Source organism: Tabrizicola sp. (assembly GCF_036781545.1).
In the GTDB taxonomy this organism is placed as follows: Bacteria; Pseudomonadota; Alphaproteobacteria; order Rhodobacterales; family Rhodobacteraceae; genus Tabrizicola.
In genome coordinates, this window is record NZ_DAIQAT010000076.1 from 1,352 (window position 1) to 13,026 (window position 11,675).

Here is an 11,675-nt window from a genome sequence, read left to right on the forward strand (position 1 = left end):
TTCAGGCTGATGAGTTCGGACCATGCCGATGTGACCTCGATGATGATTTGAAACCGCGAGCCTTCGGCATCGGTCACGATCTCGTCCGAGAGGGTGACGATTCCGCCATCATCCTCTTCGGGTTCGAGGGTGACGGTTTGCTCTGCCTCTGCGATGTCGGCGGCGCTGTCGCGCGTGTCCGACAGGAGCGTGACCCTGACCGTAAGCGGACCTTGGGCGCGGATGGTCGGGACCAGATAGGCCACGCCGGAAACTCCCGGCGCCTCGAACCAACTGCTGACCCAGCGAGACGTGATCACCTCGCCGGAATCGCGGCTGGCAATGGTGCCAAGACGGCCATCAAACCCGGTGATGAAGGGCTTGCCGTTGAAGGCGTGCCAGTCGCGGGCCGGAAGGTCCGCCGTGGCCCACGACTTGCTCTTGGTGTAAAAAACCCACTGGCGCGCCTCAAGGCCAACCGCCCGGCTGATCAGGACCATGGCGCCATCTGGCGAGGTGAACATGCGCCACACGCCCGTTCCTTCGTCAACCGCAGCGGTGATCTCATCCGAAATCGGGGCGGTGATGTCAGATACCAGCGCCAGAACCGAACTGCGGATCGACTCCCCGATGGAGACCACGCCCTGCGCCGTCATCATCCAGGCGTCGGAGCCAACCTCCGCGAAGGCAAGCGGGCCGATAGGCGCCGCAGCCCTGACGCGCCCCGTCAGGCGCCAGTCCGAGGCATCTCCCGGGTCAAGGCCCTCATAGAGGACGAGGTGGCCCGTGGTCGTGACGATACACAGCATGTCGTTCATGCCGTGCCCCGCGTCCACGGTCAGACTGACCATGGCCGCGATGGAGCCCGTTATATTGCCCAGCCGGTCGAGCGGGAAGCGCGCCAATCCGCCCCCCACCGCGCCCACATCGCCATAGTAGAACTCCAGCGCATCGCCGGAGCGCCAGAAATAGAGCCGGTCGTGATGGCTGATCACGCCATCGAAGCGCGCCGGGTTTGCGCCCGTCACGGTCGAGAAGGTGGATTCCTGAAACTCTGTGCCATTGAAGCGGACCGGCGCGCCGAAGCCATCCGCCAAGATGATGTTGGAACTGATCTCGGCCACCATCGCGTTGCCGCCGAACAGGCGCGTGATCTCCGCCGCACCACAAGACGCACCAGAAGCCGTGATCTCAATCCAGCGCGGGTTGCGCCCGAACTCATAGGGCACGCGCTGGATCACCCCGCTCGGCTCGCCCTGCCACACAACACCGGGCCGGGGAACGAGCGAAACCCCGTTGGACCGCCAATTGTGCAGCTCTGCGGCAAAGAGGTTCGAGACCTGCGCCGATTTTGCCTCCACGAACAGGCCGCGCAGCGGCAGCGGAAGGGTGATTTCGCGCGATGACCGGCTTCCTGCCGTCGCCCGCCGCCGCGCCCTGTCTTTTTGCCGCTTCATGTCCGCACCAACCAGTTTACCGCGATGACGGGCGGCAGAATGCTGACGGGCGATCCAGCGCCCGCGCTTTGCACCACGATTCCGGTTGCAGATGTCGCGTTGGTCCCGCCCGCCGTCGCCGCATCGACCGTGACGCCGGTCATCTCGCTGGACGTGCTGCCCGTCGTGGCGCCGTCAGCGGATGGGCCAGAGGTTGCGGTGCCAGCGGCGACAACCGCCGCGGTGTGGGTGTGGCCCGGGTCGGTGACACCATGCGTGTGCGGCGCGCCGGTGAAGTTGTGGGTGTGGCCCGGATCGGTCAGATCATGGGCATGGGGCGGCATCTGGTCTTGGGTCAGCACAATCTGATGGGCGCCGCCGGCGGCCTTGAGCGTGAGCCCGGCGCTGCCACCGGCGCCAATCGGAAGCCTGCCACGGAAGTCAGGCAGGGCAAAGGTATCTGCCGTTTCGCCCCACGTCCCGCCGATAGCGGAGAAAAGGTCGGGGTATTCGAACTTCAGGAGCGATTGACCGTTGCAGAGCTTCCAGCCATCGCCGGGCTCGGATTCGGAAAGGGTCGGAACAAGGGAGCCGGTCGGAGCCACAAGCTGCAGAAGCGCTGCAATGACGGTAGCGGGGTCTGCCTTCACGTCATAGGTGCGGGTCTTGGTGCGGCTCGGGCTGTAGCTTGGCAGGGAGATTTGCGGCATTACGACACCATCCAGCGACCGCCGCCCAGCGGCACGGTTTGCGCCACATCGTCACAAGCCCCGAGGCGCAGCGTCCGGGCGCCGCCCGCATCCGACCCCAGCTTCATCTCAAGCTGCTCTTCATACTCTCCCGCGACCTCCGCATAGTCCTTGCCTATGGCTCGGCGCAGCCTGAACGTCATGCCAAGCGAAAGCAGGTGATCATCATCGAAGGCTGGCAGGTCCGTATCTGCGGTAAAGGTGGGCCGGCGCACCTGCGGCAATGGCGCTGCGGCCGAAACCGGGCTGAGGCGGCGCAGAGCCTCGAAGGTTTCCTCCCCGAATATGGCGATGTCCCAGCCGGGCGCCCCATCATACTCGCCCTCGCCCTCCACCAGATCGGCCACATCAAGGGTTGCCAGATCAAGGTGACCATCGCGCGGCACGAAGGGCGCGTAGCAGGACGGCGGGGATTGGGTGAAGTCATAGTCACCCTCTGCGATGTTGGACACCACGGGGAAACGCGACACATAGTCGATGGTGATCAGCTCATAGGCCTGCGGCGTGGGTTCGATCCACAGCACGTTGTTCCTGATCCGCCAACCCATCTGGACCGGGGTTGCGGCGCCCCCGAAAAGCCAGTGCGCCCACGACTGCGGCGAGGCCGGACCCACCATTCCCATGGGCCAGCCGCCGCGGTGTTCCGTGTTTGGAACAAGGCGCAGGAAGTCAGGCGGCAGCGGATAGGCGTAGCGGCCCGGGCGGGTCGAGAAGGCCCATGTCGAATGCAGTTCCGACAGGCCGATCCAGTCGGTCTTGGCCATGACCTCGCGCATGGTGTCGAAGGCGGCGGTGCGCAGGATCTTCGACACGCGGTTGTTGGTGCCGAACAGGGTTGTTGGGGCGGGCGCCGTGGCGTCCCGCTCCGCTGCCTCTACGGCGATCTCAAGGATGGTCCGCGCCATCCCGTTCAGCCCCGCTTGGCGCGCGGCTTGAGGCCCAGCGGGTTTTCCGGGGACGGGCTGTCGATCAGATCATCATTGCCATCAACCATGCCGCCGCTGAACAGGTTGCTTTCGCGCGACATCGCGTCGGGCAGATCATCAACCGGGTCGGCGTCACGCGCGGCCTGCACCTGATACGGGGCCACATCGCCCGTAAGCATGGCTGCGGGCTGTGCCGCGCCCTGCTGGGGGGCAAGGCGGTTGAGGACCGTGAGCTGCGCTTCCAGTTCGGCATTGCGCCGCTCGATCGCTGCCAGCTTTTCGCGCATCGCTTGGTTCTCGACCGACATGGTTGCATCGGTCTGCGCGGCGCTGAGCATGGCGCCAGCGTCGGTCTTGGCGGCCATCCAGCGCTTTGCCACGGCATAGGCCTGCACCACTTCCATACCCATGCCATTGATCTGCTCGGGCTGCATGGAGAGGAGGTCTTCGATGGAGCGCAGGTTGTGGATCGTCAGATAGGCGATCTGGGATTGCGAGATGCCGGGCAGGTCATGCAGCGGCGTGCCGGAGGTGGGCACCGCGTCATACTGCTTGAACATGGCGAACTCGCGCGGGAACTGGCGCATCGCCTCGTCTTCCGAAATGTAGCGGCAGGCGATGGTCAGGCGGTCGCCGCGCGGAATCTTCGCCACGCAAAGCCGGGTGGACCATTTGCCGTTGAGGGCAGGATTGGTCGAGGCGATCCGCACCTTGGAATAGAAGAACTGGACATGAAGGCCACCGGACCCGGCCACCGGCCCCAGATGGCTGGACAGGTCGCTGTCGGTCAGGTTGCGGGAAATCGCGGGGTTACCCGGCGCCTGCTGCATGTTGGGATACATCTGATGATTGCTCCTTGGCGGTTTCAGGATGGAGAGCGGGCCGGGCGTTGAACCCGGCCCGACCCGATCACTCGGTCAGCACGCCGTTGAGCATCCGGTTGTCGATGGTCCAGTTGCCCATCCCGGCGATGATCACAGTGTCGCTGTCTTCGGTCAGGGGGCGGCGCGGGCCGCCCAGAACCACGTTGTTGCGCTTGGCGTGCATGTTGATCTCGATGGTATCGAGGTTCAGGAAGCGCATTCCCTCGGGCGCATAGCCGCCCATGCCGCCGTCCGGCGTGACGGGGGTGGACTGGAACATCACGTTGTCGAACCCGGCCCCGGCCAGCTTGCGGTCCATGAACCGTTGCTGGGCCTGCAACGAGTTGACGAACACCGAATACCAGGTGTTGTCCGACACGATCAGGTTCACCTTGTCGGCGCCGCGCGAGGTTTCCAGCCACAGGGCCAGCATTTCACCGAAGATGGTGTCCTTGTCGGGCGCGGCGCCGGTTGCGCGGCGCTGGTTGTCCCACCAGGTCGCAACGCCGGAGTTGATCCCGGCAACGGTCGCGCCGGCGGTTTCGGAGACGAGCAGCGCGAGACCGCCGAACTCCTTGCCACCGTTGGCCGTGCCGTCACCATGCGCGGAGCGGTGAAGCTGGTTGGTGATGGTCTTCTCGGCGTGGGCGATCCGCGCCTTCATCATGTTGTGGATTTGCTCCGGCCCGTCGTTCATCAGCATCTCAAGGCCGCTGATCGACACGCCGCAGGCGTATTGCTTCCACGGGAACTCCGCCGAGGTCAGGACTTCCTGACCCGCGATGTTGAGCCCTTCACGGCCCACATACCACTGGAAGTTCACGTTTTCCTCACCGACCATGATCGGCGCGGTGATGGTGCGACCGCCGGGGACCGTCTTGTCACGGCCACGGCGGCGCATCTCGTAGTAGAGGACGTTGTTCTTCGAGATGGCGTCGGCCATCTTCTTGCGACGGTGCGCGAGGGTCGCCGTCACCACTTCACCCCAGTTCGGGTTCGCCATGATGTTGCCTCATCAGCGGTCCCGCGCACCGTCAGAGCCTTTCCCTGCTTCAGCCGCCCATGAAATGGCGCAGCGTGGCATCAAGATCAGCATCCGCAGACAGCGCGGGGCGACGACTGGCTCCATGGCCCGATCCGTCGAGATTCTTGCTGGCGGCCTTGGCGCGTTCCACGCTGCCCGGTGCCGCCGCTTTCTGAACCCCACCTGTCACAGCGGGTTGCGCCTGTGCGGCGGGAACCACTTGCGGCGCAGGCGTCTGTGCGGACGGCGGCTGTTGCTGCCCCCCGAGGCGCGCGGTCAGGGCGGTGTAGAACCCGTCCAGATCGGCGAAGGTGACGGCCCTGCCGGTCTTGGTGCGATGCTCCTGCGCCATGCGGGAAATACCCGCTTCAAGGTCGCGGAACAGCGGGCGCTTGAGCGAACCATCCGGCGCCTTCTCCTCGACCCATGCCGCAAGGTCCGTGGCGGTGGGCGGTGCGGCCTCAAACGGGCTGAACCCCAGATTGCGGCTCTGCGCCTTGAGCGCGCGGTTCTCTTCGCGCAGTTTCTTGACACCCTCATCCTCGAAGGGGTCGCCATCATCGTCGCGCGTGACCTTGAGACCAAGCAGCTCGGCGGCCTTGGTGATCAGGTCTTCGGCCTTGTCCTTGCCGATCTCGGTCGCGGCCCATGCCAGATACTTCTCGGGGTTCTTGCGGGCGAACTGGTCGATCTGGGCCAGACTGCGCATGTGCTGAACCGGCGTGATGCCGTGCGCCTGCATCTCGGCCTCATGCCCGGCGAAGATCGACAGCATGTCGTCGGCTTGCCGCAGGCGGCCCGTAAGGGTCTCGCGCCGGTCACCGTCGATCCCGGCCAGAAGCTCGGCATAGGGGTCGGCGGCGTCGGATTGTGCCGCACCATCGGCGGGCTGTGCCTCCGCTTCGGCGTCATCCTCCGCCTTCGGGTCAACGCCGGTTTCGCCCGGTTTCTTGCCTTCCGCGTCCGGGTCATCGCCCTTCGGCTTGCGCTGCGCCGGAACGGCGGCCTTGTCGATCAGCTCCAACCCCTTTTCAAGGGTGACCATCTCGTCGCGGCCATCCTCGTCCAGTTCGGGGAAGGCGCGACCGACAGGGGCGGAATCGTCGGCGCCCTCTTCCAGCGCCTTGCGGATGACCTCAAGGACTGCGGAATCGTCCTCATCCTCTTCGATCAGGTCGGTGCGGTCGATGTCGGCGTCATTGTCGATGTCGGCGGGCATGGGGGATTACTCCTCGGTCTGTTTCTTTTCGGCGGCGGTCAGTGTGAGGGCGTGCATCGCCTTCAGGCTGAAATCGACCAGATGGCCGCGCGCCAGATGGCGGGCACGCTGCGCTTCATGCGGGGCGGTGCGAAACTTGATGGCGGCATCCAGAGCGGCCAGCGCCTGACCGCACAGCCGGTTGATGGCCTCGCGCAGGCGCTGCTCTTCGTCGGCTTCATGGGGTCGCGCAGGGATCAGGGTCGGCAACGGCTCGGACTTCACTTGAAAACCTCCATGTCGGTCGTGTCGATTTCGGCTGCGCCATCCAGATCGGTGCGCCCCACCACATCGACGGGCGGGCGGTTCAGCGGGTCAATCTCGGCCTCGCGCTTCAGGTCCATGGCGAGGTCGCGCTCCCATTCCCGTTCGGTCGGTTCCCGATCCGGCTTCACGCCAGCGTCCCACTCCACCAAGCCGTTGCGCTCCATGTATTCGCGCTTGGCCGACGGATCACCGATCGGGACCGGGTTGAACACATCACCCGCGACGAACTCCTGAAACTTCGGGGCCAGCATCGGGGCGGGCAGAACGGATCGCGGCGGCGCGGGCGGGCGGCAGTTGTGCGGCCAAGGCTTATCCAGCCGGTGCCAGTCACCACAGGTCTTGCACAGGCGGGACCGGCCCGGGGCGGCAGGTTCACGCGAGCCGAAGATGCGGGCGTGTTCGGATGCGGTCATGCCGCGACCTGCTTTTCGCAGCGCCACCCCACATCAACGCCGGGATTAGCCTGCGACAGCACGGCCCCCATGCCGAAACCGGCAATATTGCAGGCCCGCCGGTCGATCATCAGGCCCACCGGCGCCTCGGTTCGTGCGCCATCAGCGACGAGGACGATGATGAGGAGCCAGCTCATTCCGCTGCCTCATAGGTCGCGTCGAAGATGTCTGGCTTGCAGGGGTAAAACTCGCCTTTCACGCCCCTGATGATCCAGTCGCCCGGATCGGCGCGCATCTGGCCTTTCAGCGTGTCGATCAGGATGGACGGGCCAAGGGCGTCACAGGTGAACTGGCCGCCACACCATGCCGCAATGCCTCTCGCGGAATCTACCACGCGAGAAAGGCCGGGAGGCATTTGCCCGCGGGAAATATCCTGAAGCTCACCCAATAGCGCAAACCACGCGGCCGCTTCCGGCATCTGCCGCGCCTCGATCACCACCGGCTTTTTACGGAAGAATGGCATCACCGCACCTCCTTGCGCAGATAGTGCTGCAAGACCTGCGTGCAGACCTCGCGCAGATCGGCCGGGGCCGCGATACCGCGCTGTGCCATGACGTGCTGGCTGGCGGATTCGATCACGTCCACCGGGCTTTGATCCGGGGGAGGTTCGCGGTTTTCAAGCTGGGCAAGATAGGCCTGCACCGCTTCAGAGATCACCGTGAGGGCGGCGCGGGAAAGAACGGCGGGTGCTGACGGTGCGGGAGCAGCCTTCGGCGCGTCCTCGACCAAACCCCAGTCCTCGGCCAGCATATCTGTTTGGGATGCGAGCCAGCCCATGAGGATTTCGCCGGTGGCGGTCTTCATGGTGATGCAGGGGAGAACATGCGCCGTGCCGCCCTGAGCCTCGGCGTAGTCACGGTTCGGGCCAGCCCAGAACTTTTCGGCAGATAGGTTCACATGCCCGGGCGACAATGCCAGCCACATGCCCTTGCCGTTCCAGCCCGCACGGGCCACGCGCCTGCCCTGCTTCAGGGCGCGGATTGCATCGCCGAAATCCATCGGTCAGCCCTCCGCCTGCCGAAGACGCTCGCGCAAAAGATACCCCTCCAGCGCCCAGAGCTGCCGGATGGCATCGTCATGCGCAAAAGTCCGCCCCGCCTCTGCGTCAAAGTTGGCCGGATCGGCCGGGGCCGACTTGCCAACCAGCGTGAAGCCGTTCTCGGTCTGGAGAACCGCGACGGTCACATGCGGGGCAAAGCTGGGATGGAAGAAATCGGCGGCCACGATCTTGGCCTTGAGGCTGTCCAGCGTCACGCGGTGCGGTGTTTTCTGGACGGCGGCGGCGAGGGCATCGCCGGATTCGAGACTGGTCATCTGGGGCAGCTCCTTGGCTGTTTAGCGTGCTGCCCCAGCTATCACGCGCGCCCGATCGGTTGCGGCGAGGCTGGTTTTGCGGCTGTATCTGCCGCCTTGGCCAACAGATCGGCGCCCTTCATCCGCATGTCGTGCTGCCGGTCCTTCTCCTTGTCGGCCATCTCCATCTCGGCCACGAGCTTGTCGGTCTCGGCCCTGATCTTGGCGACAATGACTTGGGTATCTTCCTTCGGCTCGCCCTGCGGCTCATCCGGCATCTGCGAAATCATGCCTTCCAGCGTGCGGCTCTTCGGGAAGGCCCGCACGCCGAACAACAGCAACTCCTTGACCGTCTTCATATCGAACTGGCCCGAGGCCATGAGCGGGGCGAGCTGCTGCACGAAGGTTGAGAAGGCACCCAGGAACTCGATGCGGGCCTCCTTGTCGGCCTGCTCATCGGCAAGGACCGTGCTGTCCGTCTCGATCTGAATCGTGATCTTGCGCGACATATCGCGGCGCAGGCGGGCGTGGACCAACTCCCAAGAGGTTTCCGGCACCCGGTCAAACTTCGGCTCTTGGGGCGGCGGCGGGAGTTGTGGCACGGGCTGGCCCTGCTGCTGCATGACCTGCACCGCCTGTTGCAGCGCCTGATACTGCGCCACGGCTTGCGCGAACTGCTGCTTTCCGGCTTCGATCTCGGCCAGCTTCATTTGCCGTTCCGCCTCGGTCGCCGGGATGTTCAGCCCGACCAGATCGAACAGGCGGGCAGCGTCGAACAGCTCAAGCGCAATCTCGACCATGATCCGCAGACTGTCACGGGCAAAGACCGCCATCTGACGTTGCTTTGCCGCAAGGCGCAGACCGGCGTAGCGGCCCTTGATCTGCTGCGCCGTCGCCGTCTCGTTCGGGTTGCCCTGAGCCCGCATGATGTCGGAGACGCCGGAGGCCTCGAACATGGCCTGCTTTGCTGCCTCGCGCATCATCTGCAGCGCGTTGAGGCAGGTGATGATGGCCTCCAGAGGAAGCCACTGGATGATGTTCGATGATCCGCCCTTCTCCATGAGGCTGATCCAGCTTTGCACCGGTATGAGCTGGTTCTTGCCCTCCATCAGCGCCTTGACCTGATCGGCCATGGCACCGGGGAACAGGCCCGCGACGGCCAGCACCTTCAGAAGCTCGTGCATCTTGCGCGTGGCCAGGTCGATTTCCTTGGCCCGCTCGGCGTAATAGGCGATATCGGGGCGCGGATTCATGCTGTCGCCCCGGGTCGTGGCCAAAAGCGGCTTGGGCATGGGGAAGAAATACTCCAGCCCCAGCGGATCGTCCTGCTTGTCCAGCACCACGTCCTTGCAGTCCGGGGACACCCAGATCACGGCTCGGGTTTCCCGGTTCCAGACCTCCCAGACCGTGGCGGTGTCAAACGGACTGATGACCGGCTCTCCGGTGCGGTCGATCTGGCTGGACAGGGCCCGGTCCTCGCGGTCCTCGTCGCCAAAGGCGCGCGCCCTGCCCCTCATGCCCTTATTGACGTAGGCAAACCTGTCCTTGTGTTCCGGGAACCGCTTCTCGATCTTGGCCCGCGTCATGGGCACCTCGAACGCGATCCACGGCATCTGGTCCCAGCCCGCGGCGGGGGCCAGCACAAGGCGGCGCCACTCGTTGCCCCGGATCAGCACTTCCTCATTGAGCTTCACATCCTCAACGATGGGTTCGCCCGTCAGGGGGTTGGTGGCCTGCTCTTGCCCGAACTCGGCGCGGTAGAGGACACGGGCCGCCCCGCGACCGGCAATGAGCCAGTCATCGCGGGCCCGCTCCATCGCGCCGTTGAAATCGGTGGTGGTGAGCATCCATGTGGCGATGCGCTGCCCCGCCTCGGCCGCCATCAGGTCGGTTTCGTCGGCCTGGCCATCGCCACGCCAGCGCCGCTGCACGATAGGGGTGGGGGTTTCACTGAACACCAGAGGCTTCAACACCTCGATATTGGAATGGATCAGACCGGTTTCGTCGGTGATCCGGTTTTCCTTCGGCGCCCCACTACTTTCGCCCGTGCCGCTGTCCTCGTCCGGGCCGAAATACAGGCCCTCGGCGTGCAGCGCCTCCTTGCGCCAGCGCCGTTCGTGCATCAGGGCTGTGGTGATTTGCTCCTGCCAGAAGCGCCAGTTTTCATCCGGGCCCTTGCCTTCGGCCTCGGAATCGCTCTCCGGCACGTCGGGGGCAAGCTCCGAGACGGGTTGCCATGGCATGGCGTCGTCGCCGTCCCGACCCAGCGCCCCGGGCTGGATGATGTCTGAAATGCCCATGCCTGGCCCTTATCTGCCGCCCTCGTTCCTCTCCCATAGGTCATCAAGGGTATCGCCGTGCGGCGAGCGGGCCTTGCCGGGATGCTGGCCCGCGATGATCCGGTCCAGCCCGCGGGCAAAGAGCGTGGCGGCATCCACGGTGTCGTCCTTCTTGCCGGCAGGGAATTGCTTCAGCTCCAGCTCGAAAGCGTCGAGGTGGGGGAGCCATGAAGCCGGAACTGTGTCGCGCCGGGGCAGGAACATCTTGCCCATGGCGGCCCAGCCCAGAAGGGATTGCGCCCGGCTTGGCTTGTCGGTCGTGCTGGACATCTGCACCCGGTCCACAAAGGCGCGCTCCTGTCGCATCATGGCGCGGATGATCGGGCCGACCGACTTGATGATCTGACCGTTTTCCTCAAAGGCGCGCAGCGGGTTCCACTTCTTCACCAGCCTGATCCAGTGCCTGACCCATTCGTCGGGCTGGGTGCGCCCGCGCCACATATCCAGCAAGAAGATGTTCTGGTCGTGATCCACGCCCCATACCTGATGCACGGTCCAATCTGGATCACCGCCGCCGCCCTCTTCGGTCACGGCATAGTCGCTGGAGATGTAGATTTGCAGGCGGGTCAGGTCGATTGCGCCCAGATCGAAGCGCATGACGTGCGCGTCGGTGAACATCAGCCCTTCCTGCGGGCTGGGGCGCTGCTGATAGAGCGCGGACCATATCCAGCCCCCGCGCTTGCGCTTCGGCCCCATGAAGGCTTCACCGAACTGTTCCGGCCACAGGCACTCGCCAAGATCACGGCCCAACGGATCATCCTCATGCTCGGCCATGGCGGGCAGGCTGAGGACATACCATTTCTCGCCCGTCTCACGGTCGGCATACCAGCCCGTGCGGCCATCGTAATTGTCGGGCAGGATGCGCCCGGCAGGATCATCCTCGTGCCAGCGCGTGAAGACCATGAGCTGCTTGCGCCGCCCCTGCAGGCGGGACGTGAGGTCGGCCTTGTAGGTCTCCCAGACCTCTTCGCGCATATGGGGCGACATGGCGATCTGCCGCCCCTTCACGATGTCATCCATGAACAGCCACTCGGCGGGGTTGCCGTGCTGATTGCCCCCGATGATGCCGAAGGCGTTGTATTCGCCCCC

The 11,675-nt window shown here is 65.0% G+C and carries 14 protein-coding genes; all 14 read right to left on the bottom strand.

Annotated elements, in window-relative coordinates:
- Nucleotides 1-1,436 (bottom strand): hypothetical protein (locus tag V7Q39_RS12380; protein ID WP_333816894.1); only part of this gene is annotated, 1,436 nt, incomplete at its 3' end.
- The gene (locus V7Q39_RS12385) at nucleotides 1,433-2,125 is read right to left on the bottom strand and encodes a phage tail protein (protein WP_333816895.1); all 693 of its coding nucleotides are present in this window, start codon (nucleotides 2,123-2,125) and stop codon (nucleotides 1,433-1,435) included. The genes V7Q39_RS12385 and V7Q39_RS12380, both read right to left, overlap by 4 nt.
- Nucleotides 2,125-3,069 (bottom strand): phage adaptor protein, encoded by a 945-nt coding sequence (locus V7Q39_RS12390; RefSeq protein ID WP_333816896.1) that lies wholly within the window; start codon nucleotides 3,067-3,069, stop codon nucleotides 2,125-2,127. The genes V7Q39_RS12385 and V7Q39_RS12390 overlap by 1 nt, the downstream gene beginning before the upstream one ends.
- Before the next feature lie 5 nt (nucleotides 3,070-3,074).
- Complete coding sequence (locus V7Q39_RS12395; protein ID WP_333816897.1) at nucleotides 3,075-3,932, bottom strand: hypothetical protein; 858 nt, start codon at nucleotides 3,930-3,932, stop codon at nucleotides 3,075-3,077.
- A gap of 67 nt (nucleotides 3,933-3,999) precedes the next feature.
- Nucleotides 4,000-4,956 (bottom strand): phage major capsid protein, encoded by a 957-nt coding sequence (locus V7Q39_RS12400; protein WP_333816898.1) that lies wholly within the window; start codon nucleotides 4,954-4,956, stop codon nucleotides 4,000-4,002.
- 49 nt (nucleotides 4,957-5,005) lie between these two features.
- On the bottom strand, nucleotides 5,006-6,196 hold the full coding sequence (locus V7Q39_RS12405) for a hypothetical protein (protein WP_333816899.1): 1,191 nt from the start codon (nucleotides 6,194-6,196) through the stop codon (nucleotides 5,006-5,008).
- A 6-nt stretch (nucleotides 6,197-6,202) separates the two neighbouring features.
- On the bottom strand, nucleotides 6,203-6,460 hold the full coding sequence (locus V7Q39_RS12410; protein ID WP_333816900.1) for a hypothetical protein: 258 nt from the start codon (nucleotides 6,458-6,460) through the stop codon (nucleotides 6,203-6,205).
- Nucleotides 6,457-6,915, bottom strand: coding sequence for a hypothetical protein (locus V7Q39_RS12415; RefSeq protein ID WP_333816901.1), 459 nt, complete (start codon nucleotides 6,913-6,915; stop codon nucleotides 6,457-6,459). The genes V7Q39_RS12410 and V7Q39_RS12415 overlap by 4 nt, the downstream gene beginning before the upstream one ends.
- Nucleotides 6,912-7,091 carry a hypothetical protein gene (locus V7Q39_RS12420; RefSeq protein ID WP_333816902.1) on the bottom strand — a complete coding sequence of 60 codons (180 nt, stop codon included), beginning with the start codon at nucleotides 7,089-7,091 and terminating at the stop codon, nucleotides 6,912-6,914. Before V7Q39_RS12420 ends, V7Q39_RS12415 begins: the two co-directional genes overlap by 4 nt.
- On the bottom strand, nucleotides 7,088-7,417 hold the full coding sequence (locus V7Q39_RS12425) for a hypothetical protein (protein ID WP_333816903.1): 330 nt from the start codon (nucleotides 7,415-7,417) through the stop codon (nucleotides 7,088-7,090). Before V7Q39_RS12425 ends, V7Q39_RS12420 begins: the two co-directional genes overlap by 4 nt.
- Nucleotides 7,417-7,953 (bottom strand): DUF2829 domain-containing protein, encoded by a 537-nt coding sequence (locus tag V7Q39_RS12430; RefSeq protein WP_333816904.1) that lies wholly within the window; start codon nucleotides 7,951-7,953, stop codon nucleotides 7,417-7,419. The genes V7Q39_RS12425 and V7Q39_RS12430 overlap by 1 nt, the downstream gene beginning before the upstream one ends.
- 3 nt (nucleotides 7,954-7,956) lie before the next feature.
- On the bottom strand, nucleotides 7,957-8,268 hold the full coding sequence (locus V7Q39_RS12435; protein ID WP_333816905.1) for a Gp49 family protein: 312 nt from the start codon (nucleotides 8,266-8,268) through the stop codon (nucleotides 7,957-7,959).
- 41 nt (nucleotides 8,269-8,309) lie between these two features.
- A complete protein-coding gene (locus tag V7Q39_RS12440; protein WP_333816906.1) occupies nucleotides 8,310-10,547 on the bottom strand; it encodes a hypothetical protein in 2,238 nt (745 codons plus the stop codon).
- Nucleotides 10,548-10,556: 9 nt separating this feature from the next.
- The coding region (locus V7Q39_RS12445) for a hypothetical protein (RefSeq protein ID WP_333816907.1) at nucleotides 10,557-11,675 on the bottom strand (1,119 nt) is incomplete at its 5' end.